Below are 18767 nucleotides of genomic sequence, written 5' to 3' on the forward strand. Positions count from 1 at the left end.
AAATTGTGAATGCGGTCGTGTCAATGCTTGGGGGCGGCCGTCGAGCGCCGGACGATCAGCTCCGGTGCAAACAGCTCGCCCGACTGTGCAGCGTGCGGCGCCAGGATGCGCTGGACTGCCGCATCGGCCATGGCCTGGATGGGCTGGCGCAAGGTGGTCAGCGGTGGATCGTGCGCCGCCGAGAAGAAAATATCGTCGATGCCGATCAGGGAAAAATCTTCCGGAATCTTTATGCCCAGCTGCTTCAGGCCGACCCCGATGCCGATCGCCATCATGTCGTTGATGGCGATCGCTGCCGTCGGCGCACCGGGCGCGCCCAGGATGCGGCTCGCGGCAACCCGGCCCATCTCGAACAGCTGGGTATCGCCGTGCGGGTCGCTCGGCGCGTCCGATGGATCGGCCAGCACCACGTCGCCCGCGATGCCGGCGCGCGCCACCGCCTGCTGGAAACCGCGTACGCGCTCCTGGCGGTTGAGCGTGAACGGCGGCGGCGTGACCAGGGCGATGCTGCGGTGGCCGAGCGCCGCCAGGTGGGCCACCGCCATGGCCGTCGCGGCAGCGTTGTCGACCGAGATCGTGCCGATGCCGGTGTGCTGCTGGTCGGTCGGTTTGATGTCGAAGGCCACCACGGGGCAGCGCTCGGTCATCGATGCGAGGTGCTCGGTATCGTTCAGGGCCGAGCCGGTAATGATGCCCTGCACGCCATAGGACAGCAGGTCGGCCATCACCGCCCGTTCGCGCTGCGGGTCGCGGAAGGTGCTGAAGGTCATGACATGGCATTGGTAGCGGGCGGCGGCGGCCTCCACTGCGCATGCCAGCGAGCCGAAGAACTGGTTCGCCAGGGACGGCACCAGCAGGCCGACCATGGCGGCGACGCCGGTCTTGAGCTGGCGCGCCGCATTGTTGGGCCGGTAGCCCAGCTGCTTGATCGCGTTCGCGATCTTCTGCCGGGTATCCGGCCGCATCTGCTCCATGCGGTTATTCAGGAAATTCGAGATGCTGGAAGCCGACACGCCTGCCAGCCTTGCCACATCCTGAATCTTGGGTTCGCCCATGAGGTTCTGATCTTTCTGTAATTTGCTGTACTACTTGTTATAAATGCCACGCTTTACTACATCGTTACAGTATTTGCCTGTATTTGCAATCAATACTGGGCATGTATGAACTGCAACGATTTAGTGCATCGATTTAGCCAGCTTACCCTAATCCGGGTTGAAGTCAACAGCAATTTGGAGAATCGGGAAGAACACCAGGAAGCGCAGGCCGGCGGGCCGGCCTGCGCAGTGTTGGAACTTAGAACTCGTAGGACACGCGTCCGACCACGGTACGGCCCACCGGGCTGGCCATACCGCTGGCGTAGCCTTCGTTGCGGTAGTTGGCAACCGGCGGATCGCGATCCAGCAGGTTGTTGATGCCCACCACGACCTTCAGCTTGCGATAGCCGGCGTAGGTCAGCGACCAGTTGTAGACGCGGTAGGAATCGATGCGGTGGTAGAACTGGGAATCGGCGTTGCGGTCCTCGAAGCTCTGCTTGTACTGCTCGTTCAGCGTCGAGCTCCAGGCGCCTTTCGGGCTGGTCCATTTCACCGAGGCGCCATACTTCCAGCGGAAGTTCATCACGTTCGCATCCAGCGGCCCGAACTTGTTGACGCTCGAGATCCACTCGCCGCCGTCTTCGACCTGGGTATCGAAGCGGTGCAGGTAGGTGCCGTCCAGCTGGACGCCGAAGCGTCCATAACTCGTGCGCGGGAAGGTATAGGTGGCCGTGACGTCGATGCCGTCGGTGCGCAGTCCGCCCAGGTTGTTGCGGCGGTCGTCCACCCACAGCAGGTTGCGGTTGGCGTCGCGGACGAACAGGTTGGCATAAGCGGGGTTGGTGAAGATCGCGTTCTGCGCTAGCTGGCCGATCGCGTCACGCAGCTTGACGTTGAAGTAGTCGAGCGAGACCAGGAGGTTGCGGGTCGGCGTGAACACGGCGCCCAGATTGATGGTGGTCGAGCGCTCGGGACCGACGTCCGGGTTGGCGCCCGTGTTGATCGGCTGGCGCGCCGCGCACACGCGGGTCGTGTTGTAGCCTGGCAGTGCGGTGCCGCCGGTGCTGGCGCCCGGCGCTCCGCCCGGGCACAGCACCGGGTCGTTGTAGGAATCGCTGGTCAGGCCGGTCGGGCCGTTGACCGCGCCGAAGTAGCGCTCGCTCAGGGTCGGTGCGCGGAAGCCCGTGCCGACGGCGCCGCGCAGCATCACCGTGTCGCTGGCCTTGTAGCGGAAGCTGAGCTTGGGATTGGTGGTGGAGCCGAAGTCGCTGTAGTGGTCGGTGCGCACCGCCACGTTGACATTCAATGCCTTGGTCAACGGGATCTCGAGTTCGGCGTAAGCCGCCACCACGTTGCGCGAGGCGCGTTCGTTGACGGCCGCGGTGGTGCCGGTCTGGCCGCCGGATTGCACGACCGTGTCCGGAATCGAGTGATAGGCGGAATCGTGATACGCGTTCGCACCCAGCGCCAGCATCATCGGGCCGCCGGCCATGTCCATCAGCTCGCGGCTGCCGCTCAGGTCGAATCCGTGCAGGCGGTTCAGGCCCGAGTCGGCGGTCTGGCCGTTGGTCGAGATGCTGTCGAGGTAGGCGCGGCCCTCCTCGTTCTGCAGGCCGAACGGATTCAGCTTGCCGTTGGCGACACCGGCCAGCAGGCCGTAGCTGTTCACGAAGCCGGAGCGGAAGCTGACGTGCGACCGGTACAGGGCGCTCCACAGGCTGGCCTTGTAGTCCCATGCGCCCAGCCGGCCGTCGAGGTCGATGTTCGCGCGCGCGGTCTCGGTGTCGTAGTTCAAGACCGTGGGACCGAGGTCGCCGATCAGCGACCATGCCAGGGTCAGGGTCTGGTTGGTAATGCCAGGCATGGCCGGAACGATGCCCTTGCCGGGATAGTATGGGCTGGTCGGGCCGATGGTCAGCGCCGGGAAGTTCGGGATCGAAGCGGCGATGCCGTAGGTAGGGTTCTTCACCGGACGGTTGTAGATCTTCGAATACAGCAGCGAGGCCGAGACCTGGTGATCGGCGTTGAGCGCCAGGGTGCCCTTGCTGAACACCGACGCCTGCTGGCCTTCCTTGGTCAGGGTCAGGTTGTTGGCGTTGAACAGGGAGTAGCAGGTATTGTTGGTGCCCGGCGTGGTGTAGGGCGGCAGGCAGCCGCTCGCGTAATAGGGATTGCCGGTGATGGTGAGGTTGCCGACCCGGGTCGAGCCGTTGGCGGCCGTGACGTTGGCCGGTACCGAATTGGTGCCCCGGGTCGCTCGGAACGGCGCAAAGCCGGCGGCCTGGCGCCGCGCGTCCGTCGTCAGGTCGGGACGGGCGCTCTGCGGCAGCTCGTTCTGGTGATTGAAGTCCGCGGTGACATACACGTTCCAGCCGTCCTTGGCGAGGTCGCCCTTGCCGGCGATGAAGCTCGCGCCCTTGGACTGGCCGCCGCCGCTCTTGTCCGGCGAAGTGCCCTTGAGGGTCACCGAGGCGCCGGTATACGATTTCTTGGTGACGAAGTTCATCACGCCGCCGATCGCGTCGCTGCCGTAGATCGACGAGGCGCCGTCGCGCAGCACTTCGGTGCGATCGAGCGCGCTGACCGGAATGACGTTCGGGTTGATCGAGGAGTCATTGACCCGCTTGCCGTCGATCAGCACCAGGGTGCGCGAGCTGCCGATGCCGCGCATGTTGGCGCTGTTGCCGTTGCCGGCGGTGGTATTCGGCTGGTAGACCGACGCGGTCGACATCGACATCAGGATGTCGTCGATGGTCAGCATGCCCTGGGCGATCCAGTCCTCGGCCTTGACGACCGTGACCGGCAAGGCCTGGTCTGCCACCGCGCGCTTGAAACTCGTCCCCGTCACTTCGACCTTGGCCATCGAGGAATCGGAAGATTCGGACGGCGCCTGCTGCGCCTGGGCCGCGCCGGCCATGGCGAGCAGGGCCAGGGCGACCGCCGACGCGATCGGACGTTGGGCATGGAAAAACATCTTTGAACTTTTATTCACAGCATTGTCTCCGAGAGTTTTTTTTACTAAAAGTGGAATACCGAATCCGGGCGCCGGCGGCTCGCACGGACGAGCCGCCGCCCACACGCCCTACTTGCGTTCGAACTTCGTTTCGCTGAAGCTGATCAGGCTGCTACCGATGCCATTTCTTTGGAAATAGGCATCCCAGGTGGCCGGCTTGGTGCTCATGGCGCCGGTGTCGGGGTCGCGTGCCTGCAGGTAATCGCCGAACTTGAAATAGATCTTGCGGTGGTCGCCCATGACCCGGGTGAGCGGCGTCTGCAGGGCGCCATGCCGGTCGGACCTGACGCTGACACGGGCATTGCCGCCGTCGAAGCGGACATCGAGTGCGAAGCGCTCGCCCGACCTGACCGTCCCGAGTGCGGTAGAGACATCCTTGCCGCTGGTATCGCGGATCCGTGCGACGACGTCGAAGACGCCATTGTTTGCCTTGCCGTCAAGCAGAGCCGGCTCGGCAATATCCTGCACATACACCTTGACGATGGTCTCGATGCCTTCGACGTGGTATTGCGCCACGATGGTCCTGGCGCCAGCCGGCAGCGTGGGGGTGACCAGCGCCGAAAAATGTTCGTGGGTCTGTTCGATCGGCAGGCGGCTCGCGCGGCTGATCTTCAGTTCATTGCGGTAGCCATGGCCATTCGGCGTCGCGTGTTTCGAGGTGAAGGCACTGAAATTCAGCGTGCCGTCATAGGGCGTCGAATACGGCGAACCACCCTCCAGCTCGAACAGGCTGGCCAGGCTGTCGCGAGGGGTGAAGCCCGCGCCCGACGACGCTGCCGGCGCGCCGGCGTGACTGGGTTGCGCCAGGGCGGCCGGCAAGCCGACGCAGATGATCGGCGCGGCCGCCAGGCCGATGGCGAGCGAACGCAAGCGCTGAGGTGTTGTCATGCCAGGTCTCCAGGATTGTTTTTTGTTGTTACTCGCCGCGGCATTCGGTCTGCTGAACAGAAGCGACATCGCATGCCTACGACGGTCTAAAACGATTTACAGCATTTTTACAGAAAACGATTTCTCTGCCTTGCTAATCTTGGCCTTCTTGCAACGGCTACTGCCGCGCTCCGTATATCTTAGACCATTAATGCAAGAAATAGGTAAACGATTTACTACAACGATTTAGTAAAGACTATCAGAAAAAAGATGTCAGTCAACAATTTTTGCGGGGATTATGGCTGGCACATAACAGGCGTTGCTGGCTGCCAGGGGAGACAGCGCTGCGAGCGCCAGGATTGGCCTATGTGCGGGGAACAGATTGGCAAGGCCGGACGGCCTCCTGCGACATCGACAAAGCGGCGCCGCGGCGCCGCGTGAACCGGATTAGTTGGCAGCGACCGGCCTGGCGCCCCACTGCCCTTTCATGAAACGCGCCAGCAGCGGCTGCTTGGGCTGCTGAGGGCGCGGCATCGTTTCATCCACCAGCAGCGCCCAGCGCTCGGCCAACTGCTCGCAGGTGGCGCGCAGCACCGGGTCCACGTCCGGCAGGCGCGACAGTGCGCACAGGTGGCGCTCGATGACCGAGGCCAGTTTCACGCAAGGCTGTTCGCCGTCGACGCGCGCGGTGTAATGCGACATCAGGTGCAACAGCGACGCCACCAGCAGGGTGTCCTGGCTGCGCGGCGCCGGCGCCGGGTCTGCGAATGAAATGGTCATGCACGCCCTCCTCATGGATACTCGAATGAATGAGAATGATTCTCATTCATTATTCACCGATGAAGGGACGAACGCAAGTGTTTTCGCTAGGCCTAGAGCCGCGTCTCGCGCGCCGCGCGCAGGAACTCGTCGAGCACCGGCGTGCAGTCGAGCAACTCGGTGCCGCCGGCGCGGTGGAACTCGGGGTGCCACTGCAGGCCCATGACGAAGTCGGCGCGCTCGTAGCGGATCGCCTCGACGATGCCGTCCGGCTCGGAATAGGCCTCGACCCGGATATCGCGCCCCAGTTCCTTGACGGCCTGGTGGTGGATCGAATTGACGATCGGCTGGTTCACATGGCCGAACATCTTGCCAAGCGAGGAGCCGGCCGGGAAGCGGATCGCGTGGCGGTGCGCGTCGTAGATGTCCTGCACGTGGGCCAGCGCATCCGGTACGTTGGTGACGACGTCCTGGTACAGGGTGCCGCCGAAGGCGACATTGATCAGCTGGCAGCCGCGGCACACACCCAGCACCGGCTTGCCGGCGTCGACGAATTCATGCAGCAGCTCGAGCTCGTAGACGTCGCGCGCGCGGTCGCCGCTCCACTCGGGCCGGGTCGGCACCTCGGAATAGGTCTGGGGCGCCACGTCCGCCCCGCCCTGCAGCACCAGTCCGTCGAGGTGGCGCGCATAGTGGCGCAAGGTGATATTACTGGGATGGAACATGCCATTCGTGTTCACGGTCGGAATCATGAACACCAGCACGTCACGCGACATCACCCACTGGGCGATCGATTCTTCGAGATACTGCAGGTTCTTGCTGAGCAGGCCCCTGGCGCCCGGTTCCGGATGAAAGATACGCGCCGACACCCCGATGTGCAGGGTGCGGTTCATGAAATCGCGGTTGAAGCGTTCGCGCAGCGCACGCCAGCGCGAACTCAGCACCCGCCCGGCCAGCGCCAGCGCCGTATCGCCATCGCGCTGGTACTTGGCGTAGCCGCGCATGGTCTGGCCCTGGGTCGCACGCCGGTCGGGAATACGGGCCGGCGTCTCGCGACGCTTGTCGACCGGAGGACCAGGGACCTCTTCGGATGGTTGTCGTTGTTGTTCCGCCATGCATGCCAATATAGCTCTGCCAGACCCGCGCACGATTTGAAGTTGTTACAAAAATCTTATCGTTCGCTACAGCTCATCCGTACAACACCCGGCCTTGCACGGATTCCGGTTTTGGATAATACTGTATGCAATCACAGTAGTTTTAGTGCGGCAGCGCCAACAATTTCTGGAAAGTAGCAAGCAGGTGCCGGTCCGCTACCGGTTTGTCGAGCAGGCCGCGCACGCCGGCATCACGGGCGCGCAGGCTGTCATATTTGAAGGATTGCCCAACAAGAAACAGCACGGCGGTACGCCCTGCTCCTTCCTGAGACTTGATGGCGCTGCTCAGGCTGTACGGTTCGATGCCGGTCGCGCAAGTATTGATCATGACCAGCGACACCGGCGTCTCGTCGCACAGGCGTACCGCGGCGCGGCCGCTGTCGGTCCACTCGATCGAGCGGCTAGCAGGCCCTGCAGTGTTGGCAAATGTATTACTGACAACACGAGCGACGTGGTCGCGAAAGGCGCCGCCCTTGTCGATGATGAGCACCGCGCCGTCGGGCGGGCCCTGGCGCAGGCGTTGATAGTAGGCCGGCGCCTCGGTATCCGGCGCCAGCCTGGGCCTTCGTCGCCGTTCCGGCAGGCTGCGTTCGCCACTGGCGGCCAGGGCGACGAGCGCCTTCACCCGGGTATCGAGCAGCTCGGCAAGGACCTGGTACAGACGGGCGGAGTCGACCGGACGCGGCAGAGTGCGATACTTGCTGGCGCCGTCGCCGCCGATCATGAGGATGGGCTGGAGGGCGCCGGGCGGCAGGCAGGCCAGGCGAGCCAGGGCGGCCGGGTTGCTGCCATCGGCAATATAGAGATCGGGTTCTTGCAAACTGTCGTCGTGCAGGCAAAAATACGACGCCCCCGGCAACGGGGCTTGCGCCAGCAGGCTCTCCAGCTGGGCGCATTCGGGCGGCGCGAACCCGACCAGGCGGACAGTGAACGGATATCTGGTTTGCATCTTCTCCAGCCTTTCCTTGGGGCCGCCTTTGGCATCTCCCGGGCCACATCCTCTTAATCTAGCACAAGGGTGCGGAGTAACAAGTACGTTTGGCATCGCAAAAAGGCCAAATTTTTCCGCGCGACAAGATAGAATGCGCAAGCATTGAATTAACGAATATCAGCATGGCGACCAAGAAACCCGCATCCGACTACAGCGAATCATCCATCCGCGTCCTCAAGGGACTCGAGCCAGTGAAACAGCGTCCGGGCATGTACACCCGGACCGAAAACCCGCTGCACATCATCCAGGAAGTGATCGACAACGCCTCCGACGAGGCGCTGGGCGGACACTGCAAGAACATCGGCGTCACCCTGAACACGGACGGCTCGGTCACGGTCGAAGACGATGGCCGCGGTATTCCGGTTGGACTCCACCCGGAAGAAAACGTGCCGACCGTCGAGATCGTCTTCACCCGCCTGCACGCGGGCGGCAAGTTCGACAAGGGCTCGGGCGGCGCCTATGCCTTCTCGGGCGGCCTGCACGGCGTTGGCGTATCGGTGACCAATGCGCTGTCGACGCGCCTGGAGATCACCGTCTGGCGCAAGGACGACGAAGGCAATGGCGTACACGAGCTGGCTTTCGAGAATGGCGACCTGGTCGAGCCCCTGAGCTCGCGACCGGCCGAGCGCGGCGGCAAGAAAAACGGCACCCGCGTCACCGCCCGCCCCGATCCGAAGTATTTCGACTCGCCGAACATCCCGCTCGGCGACATGCAGCGCCTGCTGCGCTCGAAGGCCGTGCTGCTGCCGGGCGTGACCGTCACGCTGACCAATGCAAAAACCGGCGACGTCCAGACCTGGCGCTATGACGAAGGCCTGCGCGGCTACCTGACCGAAGCCCTGGCCCAGACCTCGGGCGGCCAGACCGTGATCCCGCTGTTCGAAGGTGCCCAATACGCAGCCGCGGGCGACGAAGGCTTCGCCGAAGGCGAAGGCGCGGCGTGGGTAGTGGCCTGGACCGAGGAAGGCGGCGTGGTGCGCGAATCCTACGTCAACCTGATCCCGACCGTCAGTGGCGGCACCCACGAATCCGGCCTGCGCGACGGCCTGTTCGGCGCAGTGAAGAACTTCGTCGAGATGCACTCGCTGCTGCCGAAAGGCGTCAAGCTGCTGCCGGAAGACGTGTTCGCGCGCGTTTCCTTCGTGCTGTCGGCGAAAGTGCTGGACCCGCAGTTCCAGGGCCAGACCAAGGAACGCCTGAACTCGCGCGACGCCGTCAAGCTGGTGTCGACCTTCACCAAGCCGCCGCTCGAGCTGTGGCTGAACCAGCACGTCGAATACGGCAAGAAGCTGGCCGAACTCGTCATCAAGCAGGCGCAATCCCGCCTGCGTTCGCTGCAGAAGGTCGAGAAGAAGAAGTCCTCGGGCGTGGCCGTGTTGCCGGGCAAGCTGACCGATTGCGAATCGTCGGACATCACCCGCAACGAGCTGTTCCTGGTCGAGGGCGACTCGGCGGGCGGTTCCGCCAAGATGGGCCGCGACAAGGAATTCCAGGCCATCCTGCCGCTGCGCGGCAAGGTGCTGAACTCCTGGGAGACCGAGCGCGACCGCCTGTTCGCGAACAACGAAATCCACGACATCGCGGTGGCGATCGGCGTCGACCCGCACGGCGTGGACGACAATCCCGACCTGACCGGCCTGCGCTACGGGAAGATCTGCATCCTGTCCGATGCGGACGTGGACGGCTCGCACATCCAGGTGCTGCTGCTGACGCTGTTCTTCAAGCACTTCCCTGCCCTGTTCAGGAATGGCCACATCTGCGTGGCGCGCCCGCCGCTGTACCGCGTCGACGTGCCGGCGCGCGGCAAGAAGCCGCTGCAGAAGCTGTACGCGCTGGACGACGGCGAACTGCTGGCGATCGAGGACAAGCTGAAGAAGGAAGGCCTGAAGGAAGGCAGCTGGAGCATCTCGCGCTTCAAGGGCCTGGGCGAGATGAACGCGGAACAGCTGTGGGAAACCACCATGAACCCGGACACCCGCCGCCTGCTGCCGGTGGCCTTCGGCCAGTACAGCCTGCCCGAATCGGCATCGCGTTTCAACATGCTGATGGGGAAAGGCGAAGCCGCCGCCCGTCGCGCCTGGCTCGAAGAACACGGTAACGAGACCGAAGCGGATATCTGATACGAACGACTATGACTCAAGCAAGCCTTTTTGAACAAACCAACCCAGCGGGCGGCGGTGGCGGCGACGACGACGTCGAAAAGCTCACCCTGTCCACCTTCGCCGAGCGCGCCTACCTCGACTACGCCGTCTCGGTGGTCAAGGGCCGCGCCCTGCCCGACGTCTCGGACGGCCAGAAGCCGGTCCAGCGCCGCATCCTGTTCTCGATGCACGAACTGGGCCTGGGCCACACCGCCAAGCCCCGCAAATCCGCGACCGTGGTCGGCGACGTGCTGGGTAAACTGCACCCGCACGGCGACCAGTCGGTGTACGACGCGCTGGTGCGCATGGCCCAGGACTTCTCGCTGCGCTATCCGCTGATCGACGGCCAGGGCAACTTCGGCTCGCGCGACGGCGACGGCGCGGCGGCGATGCGTTATACCGAAGCGCGCCTGACCCCGGTGTCGCGCCTGCTGCTCGACGAGATCGACATGGGCACGGTGGACTTCCAGCCGAACTACGACGGCTCGACCACCGAACCGCGCCAGCTGCCGGCGCGCCTGCCGATGGTGCTGCTCAACGGCGCCTCCGGCATCGCGGTCGGCATGGCCACCGAGATCCCTTCGCACAACCTGCGCGAAGTGGCGACGGCGGCGGTCAGTCTGATCCGCAACCCGAAGATGACCCACGCCGAGCTGATGACCATCATCACCGGTCCGGACTTCCCGGGCGGCGGCCAGATCATCACCCCGGCCTCGAACATCGCCGATATGTACGCGACCGGCCGCGGCTCGCTCAAGGTGCGTGCGCGCTGGAAGATCGAAGAACTGGCGCGCGGCCAGTGGCAGGCGGTGGTCACCGAACTGCCGCCGGGCACCTCGGCCCAGCGCGTGCTGGAAGAGATCGAAGAACTGACCAACCCGAAGGTCAAGGCCGGCAAGAAGGCCCTGCTGCCGGAGCAGCTGGCGCTGAAGCAGACCATCCTCGGTGCGCTCGACACCGTGCGCGACGAATCGGGGCGCGAGGCCGCGGTGCGCATCGTGTTCGAGCCGAAGTCGAAGAACCAGGACCAGAACGAGTTCATGCTGATGCTGCTCGCGCATACCTCGCTCGAGACCTCCAGCCCGATGAACCTGGTGATGATCGGCGGCGACGGCCGCCCACGCCAGAAGGGCCTGACCGACATCCTGCAGGAATGGATCGACTTCCGCTTCGTCACCGTGCGCCGCCGTACCGAATTCAGGCTGGGCAAGGTCAACGACCGCATCCACATCCTGGAAGGCCGCGAGACCGTCCTGCTGAACATCGATGAAGTCATCGCCATCATCCGTCATTCGGACGAGCCGAAGGCCGCGCTGATCGACCGCTTCCGCCTGTCGGACCGCCAGGCCGAGGACATCCTCGAGATCCGCCTGCGCCAGCTGGCGCGCCTGGAAGCGATCAAGATCCAGCAGGAGCTGTCGGAACTGCGGGGCGAGAAGGAAAAGCTCGAGGACATCCTCGAGAATCCGTCCTCGATGAAGCGCCTGATCATCCGCGAGATCGAGCAGGACGCCAAGCAGTATGGCGACGAGCGCCGCACCCTGATCGAGGAAGCCGAGCGCGCGGTGGCCGAGCAGAAGATCATCGACGAGCCGGTGACGGTGATCGTGTCCGAAAAAGGCTGGGTGCGCGCGCGCACCGGCATCGGCCACGACCCGGCCCAGTTCACCTTCAAGGCCGGCGACTCGCTGCTGCAGGCCTTCGAGTGCCGCACGGTCGATTCCCTGATCGGCATCGGCAGCAACGGCAAGTCCTTCTCGGTGCCGGTGGCGGCGCTGCCGGGGGCACGTGGCGACGGCGTGCCGATCACCACCCTGGTCGACCTGTCGGGCGGCGTGCGCATCCTGCACTACTTCGCGGGCAACCCGGACACGCGCCTGCTCCTTAGCACCTCGAACGGCTTCGGCTTCATCGCCAAGGCCGGCGACATGATCAGCCGACTCAAGGGCGGCAAGTCCTTCATCACGCTGGACGACGGCGCCGAGCCGCTGCCGCCGCGGGTCGTGCTCGACACCGCCGGCGCAATCGCCTGCCTGTCCGAAAAGGGCCGCGTGCTGGTGTTCGGCATCGACGAAATGAAGGTGCTGACCAACGGTGGCCGCGGCGTGACGCTGATGGAGCTCGATCCGAAGGAAACCCTGCTGGCGGCGCAGCCGATCACCCAGAAGGGCGTGAATGTCATCGGCACCTGGGCGGGTTCCAAGCCGCGCACGGTGGAGCTGTTCGCATCGGGCCTGGAGCCGCACTTCGGCAAGCGGGCGCGCAAGGGCAAGCCGCTGTCGGCGAAGCTCAAGGCGCAGGACCTCGCGATGCGGGCCACCGAAAGCGCATCGTAAGCCGTAGGGGTGATATGGTCCAGTGGACCAGATCACGCTCTGCCGACCGCGCGTTCGACTAAACGATGCTCTGCCACACTGCATCCGTGAGTTGAACGCGCGGCCGGCAAGCCGGCCACCCTACATAAAAAACGCCGGCTCATGAGCCGGCGTTTTTCATTGGAGCAGACCGCGCTTAGTGCTTCGCAGCCGCCTTGTGCACATCGGCAGTCGCTTCAGCACGCACCTGCTCGGTCTTGGCTGCCGCAGTCGCCTTGTCGGCCGCAGCGTCGACCTGGGTCTTGAGCACCTTCTCGTCGGCCTTGATCATCTTCTTGTCGGCCTTCAGGTTCGCGTCGGCGATCTTGTTCTCGGCCTTGGCCACTGCCTTGGCGCGGTCTTCCGGATCGGCCTTGGCGACTTTCTCGGCCGCGTTGGCGTGGGCTTTCACGGCGTCGGCGTGGGCTTCGGCTTTCTTCTCGTTGGCCTTGGCCACCGCCTTGTTGACCTTCTCGTCGGCTTTTGCTGCCGTCTTCACTTCCTTGGCTTCGGCCTTGACGATGTCCTTCTCGGCCTTGGCTTCGGCTTTCGCGACTTCCTTGGTGGCGGCCGGGGTGGTGGTGGTCTGGGCGCTGGCAGCGGTGGCAAACAGGCCGGCGATGAGGGTGGCGATCAGTTTGTTCATGATGATTCCTTTCCGGTGAGTGGTCATGGCAGCCTAATTTGCTGCTTTATGTTGTTGTCTTGCTGTGAGTCCAGAATACGGACTCTCCCCCCACCGGGTCTGTTAGCCAGCCCACTTAGACCTTTGACATTTTGTAAGCAAACTTTACTGTCGAGCTGTCCCCGCATACAGGTCGATGATGTCGCTGATCCCGTCCCGACACACCGGACAAAATGCTTCGCTGCGGTCGAACATCAGACATTGCATGGTGGGGCGGTAGTAGCCGCTCGCTTCATAGTTCGCACCTTCGAAAGCGCCGACGTCGTGGCGATGCGGTTTGCCGGAAAACAGCGCCTCGGTCGCCTTCAGGTCGTCGCGGAACAGCGCATTCATCTCCGACTCCGGCCGGTTGGCCGCACGCAGCGCCGCCCTCTTCTTCTGGTAGGCGCGCGAGGCTTCTTCGTATTCCGCCTTCGGCCATGGCGTCGGCAGCGGCGTGCCGGCCTTCACGTGGCGCTTCCACTTGATGTTGGCAGGATCGCGCAGCGCGGTCACGTTCGGCTCCCACGGCTCCATGCGCGTGCTCGCCGCCGCATAGGCGACCGGCGAGGTGTAGTACTCGTCCGCCAGACCCGCGAAGTGGTGGCCGAATTCGTGCACGAACAGGTAGTTGGCCCAGGCATTGCCGGCCGCCGCGGTGCTGAACTGGCCGAAGATGCCGCCGCCGCCATAGGTTTCGTTGTTGACCAGGATTTCGATGAACTCATAGGGCGCGTGCTGGGCGATGTCGCGCAGCGCGCGGTTGTCCAGCGTGAGCACGTAGCGCTCGCTGCCGAAGATATCGTAGCGCGTGCCGAGCGGCGAGGCGCGGTGCACCCCGGTGGAAGGACGGCTGATGCCGGATTCGTTCGTCGGTAGCGCCAGCGCCCACACATTGAAATCCTTCGCCCGCTCCTTGAAAGGCGAAACCGTGAACAGGTGCTGCGTGAGGCGGCGCGCATCCGCTTCGAACTTCTTCATGTCGGCGCCGGTATAGCCATCGCCCAGGATCAGCAGGTCGACCTTGTCGGGCGAGGCGCCGTTCACAATCACCGGGATCGGTTTCGCCGGCAGGTCGGGCTGCTTCTTCACGACCTCCGGCGCGTCGGTATCGATCTCGACGCTCCAGGCCACCGAGAACTGATTCCGCTCGTCGCGCTTGAGGATGCGCACGCGCACCGGGCGGTCGGGCTTGGGAAAGCGCACCGACTCCTGGAAGCTGCGGCTGATCCTGTTCGCCTCATCGGTGGTGCGCCACTCGCCGAAGACGGTCGAGAAGCCGCGCGAGTACAGCAGGTCGCCCGTCTTCGCATCCACCACCTCGACCCGGTTCTGGCCGCGGTTGGTCTCGTCGAGATTGCGCGCGGTGCTGCCGGGCCATGGCAGCGGCTCGATCACGACGCGCTCCAGCGCGTATCCGTCGGACAGCGCATTGCCGCTGTGGGCGTAGTCGAGGCGGACGGTGGCCGGCTGGGCTGCGTGGGCAAGGCTTGCGGCCAGCGCCAGCGCGCAGGCAACCAGTCTGAAGGCGAAGAAGATCATGGATGGTCCTCGTACGGTAGATCATCCATTGTAATGCCGGCCGGCGGCGTTTCGGAACAGCCGAAGCTCCTCAGTTGGCGGCGTCGATGCGGCCGGCGCCGCCCGAACCGCCGGCCACGCTCTCGACCTGCCGGTACTGGTACAAGGGCCGCTGCACCACGATCGGCCGGATGTCGAGCCGCATGTTGTAGACCGAGTACTGCTCGGTGAAGATCGACTGGTAGCCGACGCTGTCGCCGGTGCGGGTGAGCTTGAATTCGAAGCCGAGGTCGGGCTGTACGCCGTTCGGGCTGTCGAGCGAGAGCCCGATGGCTTCCGGCTGGTCGCTGTCGATCAGCTTGGCCATCAGGTCGACCACGGTGCTATTGCCGAGGATGTCGGCCGAGAACAGCGGCTCGCGGTAGTACGGCCGCGCCGGATCGACGCGATTCTCCGCCTTGTCGGGCGCGGGCGTGAAGGTCTGGGTCTGGAGGTTGAAGCGGTCGCCGTTGTCCAGGTAGCTGAGGCGCACGTTACTGATGTTGAGCGGACCGTCGCGCGGCTCGGCCTTCGACAGATCGACCAGCAGCGCGCCGCGGTAGCCGATGACTTCGACTTCGCGGTTCGGTCCCACCACCATGGCCGTGTTCTCGTCGATGCCGAGGCCGATCTTGTAGCCCTTCTTGAGCATCGCCGGCACCATGCGCGCAAAGCGGCCGCGCACCAAGAGGTGCTGGTCGATGAAGACGTCGTCGCCGATGAAGCCCAGGCCCGGCGCGATTTCCTTGCCCTCGTCGAGGCCGAGCTTCATGGTCGCGAGCACCGGCTTGGGGTGGCCGAACATGGTGCTGCTCATGATGGCGGCGCCGGCGCTGGAACCGGCCAGCATGCCGCCGCGCCGGTACATGTCCCACAGGGCGTCGAGCATGCGGGTATTGCTGCCGTCCGCGCGCCGCAGCGCGCGCGTGATGCGGCCCTGGTCGCCGCCGGCAAAAAAGGCCCCGCCGGCCGAACGCACCGCCGCGGCCAGCGCCGGATCGTCGGCCGCGGCCTGGTAGTCGATGCCGGACAGGCGCACCGCGACCGGCACGAAGAAAGCCTTGGCGCCGTACTGGTTGAATCGGTCTACGAGGAACTTGCCGGTCTTTTCAGGGCTGGCCGAGGCCGACGCGAACACGGCGATGCGCGCACCCTTGCCGCCCGCCAGCTGGACCATGCGTTCCCATACCGTGGAATTGTCGGCACGCAAGGCGCCGCCGATGATGACGAGCGAGCCCTTGGGCTGGGTCGCCACGGGAGCCGCAGCTGCCAGCGGATGGCCGGCCAGCAGGGCCAGGGCGAACGCCAGGCAGGCGGCAAATCGGACGACGGGGTGGACGACGGCGCGCGGCATACGACTTCCTCTCGATTGAGACTATCGTAAGCCTGATTCCAGATGCCCGTCGCCGTGTTGAGTCTGCTCAGGACAAATATATGTTCGGAAAGTAGCGCTCCATCAGGGTGGCCGGCTGCTGGGGCGCGGTGAATCCGAAGCGTTCGTACAGGCTGTGCGCATCGCTGGTGGCCAGCGTGAAACGGCGCAGTTTCTGCAGGCTGGGGTGGCGCAGCACCACCCCGATCAACTGCTTGCCATAACCGTGGCCGCGGTATTCCGGCACCACGAACACATCCACCAGGTTGGCGAAGGTCGCAAAGTCGGTGATGACACGCGCGAAGGCGATCTGGCGCCCGTCGAGGTAACCGCCGAAGCACAGCGAATTCTCGATGGCGCGCTCGACCACCGGCCGCGAAATGCCGACCGCCCAGGTCGACTGCTCGCTGAGGAAGCGGTAGATCATCGGGATGTCCAGCCGCGACTGGTCGGTACTGACCTGGAAGCTTGAATCGTTGGTAATCATGGAAGCGGTGAATCTGGCTTAAAAACCAATTTTAGCGCCCTTTGATTGATGTATTAGTTTCAATTGGACAGGGCGCAAGGGCTGGAGCGGTTGGCGGCTCAGCCGTTACGCAGGTAGCGCTCCGGCAACTGCAGCTTCGCGTCTTCGGCGCGCCAGATCAGGCTGTGTACATACCAGCGCTTGCCGTCGTGGATCAGCTGGATGCTGTTGATGCCACGCATGAAGGGTTTGGCGTCGTCCTTGGCATGGCGCGCCTCGTAGGTGCTGAACACGTGGGCGATCTGGCCGAAGACTTCCTGGGTGCGCGCCTTCTCCGTTTCGAAGAAACCCATGGTGGCGAAGACCTTGGTGTTGCGGGCGATGTAGTCCTCGGGGCTCATGGCGCGCAGGACGTAGCTGCCATCCGGACGCATGCCGACCGCGCCCATTCGCCCTTCCGGTGCGAACAGGGAACGCATGCGGTCCCAGTCACGCGGCGCACCGGCCGGGCCGGAGATCACGTCGTACAGGGCGGCGATGATGGCGTCGATCGAGGCGACGTCGGCCGGGCGCGCCGCCGGCATGCTGGGCGCCGCCGGTGCGGGTGGCGGCGCGATCGCGGTAGGCGTGGCCTGCGCCGCAGGTACTACCGGCGCCGCCTGCTGGGCCATTGCCGCCGGCGCCAAGAATGCCAATACAAGGCCGAGCTGGGCCAAACGAGTCATGCGTCCCCCTGAGATTCTTGTTGTTGAATGAGTCGCCACATCATCACGCATTTCCCGGCGCTTGTCACCCACCATGGGTGGGGCCGGGTGAGGTCGGCACGCGTCCTTTATAATCGGGGGATACCAAAAGGGATCCCACCATGACCGATCAATTCTCCAAGAAGGCCGAAGCCTGGTCCGCGCGCTTCACCGAACCCGTCTCCGACCTCGTCAAGCGCTATACCGCCTCCGTGTTCTTCGACAAGCGCCTGGCGCCCTTCGACATCCAGGGCTCGCTGGCCCACGCCGAGATGCTGGCGGCGCAAGGCATCATCAGCGAGCAGGACCGTGCCGAGATCGAGCGTGGCATGGCGCAAATCAAGGGCGAGATCGAGGCCGGCAGCTTCGAGTGGCTGCTCGACCTGGAAGACGTGCACCTGAACATCGAGAAGCGCCTGACCGAGCTGGTGGGCGACGCCGGCAAACGCCTGCATACGGGCCGCTCCAGGAATGACCAGGTCGCGACCGACATCCGCCTGTACGTGCGCGCGGCGATCGACGACATCCTCGGCCTGCTCGCGAGCCTGCGCGGCGCGCTGACCGATCTGGCCGAGCGCCATGCGGACACGATCATGCCGGGCTTTACCCACCTGCAGGTGGCCCAGCCGATCACCTTTGGACACCACATGCTGGCCTACGTCGAGATGTTCGGCCGCGATGCCGAGCGCATGCAGGACGCACGCCGCCGCGTGAACCGCCTGCCGCTGGGCGCTGCCGCCCTGGCCGGCACCACCTTCCCGATCGACCGCCTGCGTGTAGCGAAAACCCTGGGCTTCGAGGACGTGTGCCACAACTCGCTGGACGCCGTGTCCGACCGCGACTTCGCGATCGAGTTCACCGCAGCGGCTTCCCTGATCATGATGCACGTCTCGCGCTTTTCGGAAGAGCTGGTCATGTGGATCAGCCCGCGCATCGGCTTCATCGACATCGCCGACCGCTTCTGCACCGGCTCGTCGATCATGCCGCAGAAAAAGAACCCGGACGTGCCGGAACTGGCGCGCGGCAAGACCGGCCGCGTCTATGGCCACCTGAACGGCCTGCTGACCCTGATGAAAGGCCAGCCGCTGGCCTACAACAAGGACAACCAGGAAGACAAGGAACCGCTGTTCGATACCATCGACACCGTCACCGACACCCTGCGCATCTTCGCCGACATGGCGGGCGGCATCACGGTCAAGGCCGAGAACATGCGTGCGGCCGCGCTGCAGGGTTACGCCACGGCGACCGACCTGGCCGACTACTTGGTCAAGAAGGGCCTGCCCTTCCGCGACGCGCACGAAGCGGTGGCGCACGCGGTGCGCGCCTGCGATATCGCCGGCTGCGACCTGTCGGAGATGCCGCTGGAAAAGCTGCGCGAGTTCTCGCCGCTGATCGAGCAGGATGTGTTTGCCGTCTTGAGCCTGGAAGGTTCGGTAGCGGCGCGCGATCACGTGGGTGGGACGGCGCCGAAGCAGGTGCGCAAGGCGATCGAGCGCGTGCGCAAGCAGCTCGCAGGGTGATTCCCGTAGGGTGGGCGGCTTCGCCGCCCACGCGGTCCACGTCCGCCAGCACGATCGCGACATATCGTATTCCGGCGATCACCGCGTGGGCGGCGAAGCGTGATCCGGTCCACTGGACCAGATCACCCC

Annotated in this window: 14 protein-coding genes; 3 read left to right on the forward strand and 11 right to left on the reverse strand. The window is 64.6% G+C overall.

The window, feature by feature from the left end:
• Positions 1-20: 20 nt before the first annotated feature.
• The 6 genes from LK539_RS14705 to LK539_RS14730 all read right to left on the reverse strand — a co-directional run bounded on the left by LK539_RS14705 (position 21) and on the right by LK539_RS14730 (position 7776).
• Positions 21-1055: a LacI family DNA-binding transcriptional regulator gene (locus LK539_RS14705; protein WP_227801750.1), complete on the reverse strand. Its 1035-nt coding sequence runs from the start codon at positions 1053-1055 to the stop codon at positions 21-23.
• A 238-nt stretch (positions 1056-1293) separates the two neighbouring features.
• Positions 1294-4008, reverse strand: a complete 2715-nt coding sequence (locus LK539_RS14710) for a TonB-dependent siderophore receptor (protein ID WP_227801751.1) — start codon at positions 4006-4008, stop codon at positions 1294-1296.
• A gap of 108 nt (positions 4009-4116) precedes the next feature.
• The gene (locus tag LK539_RS14715) at positions 4117-4935 is read right to left on the reverse strand and encodes a polysaccharide lyase family 7 protein (protein ID WP_227801753.1); all 819 of its coding nucleotides are present in this window, start codon (positions 4933-4935) and stop codon (positions 4117-4119) included.
• Positions 4936-5361: 426 nt separating this feature from the next.
• Positions 5362-5694, reverse strand: coding sequence for a hypothetical protein (locus LK539_RS14720; RefSeq protein WP_227801755.1), 333 nt, complete (start codon positions 5692-5694; stop codon positions 5362-5364).
• Between the two features lie 92 nt (positions 5695-5786).
• Positions 5787-6788, reverse strand: coding sequence for a gamma-glutamyl-gamma-aminobutyrate hydrolase family protein (locus LK539_RS14725; RefSeq protein WP_227801756.1), 1002 nt, complete (start codon positions 6786-6788; stop codon positions 5787-5789).
• Positions 6789-6930: 142 nt separating this feature from the next.
• The gene (locus tag LK539_RS14730; RefSeq protein ID WP_227801758.1) at positions 6931-7776 is read right to left on the reverse strand and encodes a two-component system response regulator; all 846 of its coding nucleotides are present in this window, start codon (positions 7774-7776) and stop codon (positions 6931-6933) included.
• 164 nt (positions 7777-7940) lie between these two features.
• On the opposite strand from LK539_RS14730, the gene LK539_RS14735 reads away from it, so the two are divergent.
• Positions 7941-9938 carry a DNA topoisomerase IV subunit B gene (locus LK539_RS14735; protein ID WP_227801760.1) on the forward strand — a complete coding sequence of 666 codons (1998 nt, stop codon included), beginning with the start codon at positions 7941-7943 and terminating at the stop codon, positions 9936-9938.
• Between the two features lie 11 nt (positions 9939-9949).
• A complete protein-coding gene (gene parC, locus LK539_RS14740; protein ID WP_227801761.1) occupies positions 9950-12295 on the forward strand; it encodes a DNA topoisomerase IV subunit A in 2346 nt (781 codons plus the stop codon).
• Positions 12296-12470: 175 nt separating this feature from the next.
• On the opposite strand, the gene LK539_RS14745 is transcribed toward parC, so the two are convergent.
• The 5 genes from LK539_RS14745 to LK539_RS14765 form a co-directional block, all read right to left on the reverse strand.
• The gene (locus LK539_RS14745) at positions 12471-12959 is read right to left on the reverse strand and encodes a hypothetical protein (protein WP_227801762.1); all 489 of its coding nucleotides are present in this window, start codon (positions 12957-12959) and stop codon (positions 12471-12473) included.
• Positions 12960-13103: 144 nt separating this feature from the next.
• On the reverse strand, positions 13104-14519 hold the full coding sequence (locus LK539_RS14750; protein WP_227801763.1) for an IgA Peptidase M64: 1416 nt from the start codon (positions 14517-14519) through the stop codon (positions 13104-13106).
• A gap of 70 nt (positions 14520-14589) precedes the next feature.
• On the reverse strand, positions 14590-15891 hold the full coding sequence (locus tag LK539_RS14755) for a cyanophycinase (protein WP_227801764.1): 1302 nt from the start codon (positions 15889-15891) through the stop codon (positions 14590-14592).
• A gap of 67 nt (positions 15892-15958) precedes the next feature.
• Positions 15959-16396, reverse strand: coding sequence for a GNAT family N-acetyltransferase (locus LK539_RS14760; RefSeq protein ID WP_227801765.1), 438 nt, complete (start codon positions 16394-16396; stop codon positions 15959-15961).
• 98 nt (positions 16397-16494) lie between these two features.
• Positions 16495-17100 (reverse strand): hypothetical protein, encoded by a 606-nt coding sequence (locus LK539_RS14765; protein WP_227801766.1) that lies wholly within the window; start codon positions 17098-17100, stop codon positions 16495-16497.
• A 140-nt stretch (positions 17101-17240) separates the two neighbouring features.
• Here LK539_RS14765 and argH point away from each other — a divergent pair, with 140 nt between their 5' ends.
• On the forward strand, positions 17241-18638 hold the full coding sequence (gene argH / locus LK539_RS14770) for an argininosuccinate lyase (RefSeq protein ID WP_227801767.1): 1398 nt from the start codon (positions 17241-17243) through the stop codon (positions 18636-18638).
• The last annotated feature ends 129 nt before the right edge of the window (positions 18639-18767 follow it).

The sequence above is a fragment of the Massilia sp. IC2-476 genome, assembly GCF_020707295.1.
Lineage (GTDB): Bacteria > Pseudomonadota > Gammaproteobacteria > Burkholderiales > Burkholderiaceae_D > Telluria.

Bases quoted from the DNA above. Each gene is read 5' to 3' on its own strand.
- LK539_RS14705 (WP_227801750.1), bottom strand. From the start codon at position 1,055: ATGGGCGAACCCAAGATTCAGGATGTGGCAAGGCTGGCAGGCGTGTCG.
- LK539_RS14710 (WP_227801751.1), bottom strand. From the start codon at position 4,008: ATGTTTTTCCATGCCCAACGTCCGATCGCGTCGGCGGTCGCCCTGGCC.
- LK539_RS14715 (WP_227801753.1), bottom strand. From the start codon at position 4,935: ATGACAACACCTCAGCGCTTGCGTTCGCTCGCCATCGGCCTGGCGGCC.
- LK539_RS14720 (WP_227801755.1), bottom strand. From the start codon at position 5,694: ATGACCATTTCATTCGCAGACCCGGCGCCGGCGCCGCGCAGCCAGGAC.
- LK539_RS14725 (WP_227801756.1), bottom strand. From the start codon at position 6,788: ATGGCGGAACAACAACGACAACCATCCGAAGAGGTCCCTGGTCCTCCG.
- LK539_RS14730 (WP_227801758.1), bottom strand. From the start codon at position 7,776: ATGCAAACCAGATATCCGTTCACTGTCCGCCTGGTCGGGTTCGCGCCG.
- LK539_RS14735 (WP_227801760.1), top strand. From the start codon at position 7,941: ATGGCGACCAAGAAACCCGCATCCGACTACAGCGAATCATCCATCCGC.
- parC (WP_227801761.1), top strand. From the start codon at position 9,950: ATGACTCAAGCAAGCCTTTTTGAACAAACCAACCCAGCGGGCGGCGGT.
- LK539_RS14745 (WP_227801762.1), bottom strand. From the start codon at position 12,959: ATGAACAAACTGATCGCCACCCTCATCGCCGGCCTGTTTGCCACCGCT.
- LK539_RS14750 (WP_227801763.1), bottom strand. From the start codon at position 14,519: ATGATCTTCTTCGCCTTCAGACTGGTTGCCTGCGCGCTGGCGCTGGCC.
- LK539_RS14755 (WP_227801764.1), bottom strand. From the start codon at position 15,891: ATGCCGCGCGCCGTCGTCCACCCCGTCGTCCGATTTGCCGCCTGCCTG.
- LK539_RS14760 (WP_227801765.1), bottom strand. From the start codon at position 16,396: ATGATTACCAACGATTCAAGCTTCCAGGTCAGTACCGACCAGTCGCGG.
- LK539_RS14765 (WP_227801766.1), bottom strand. From the start codon at position 17,100: ATGACTCGTTTGGCCCAGCTCGGCCTTGTATTGGCATTCTTGGCGCCG.
- argH (WP_227801767.1), top strand. From the start codon at position 17,241: ATGACCGATCAATTCTCCAAGAAGGCCGAAGCCTGGTCCGCGCGCTTC.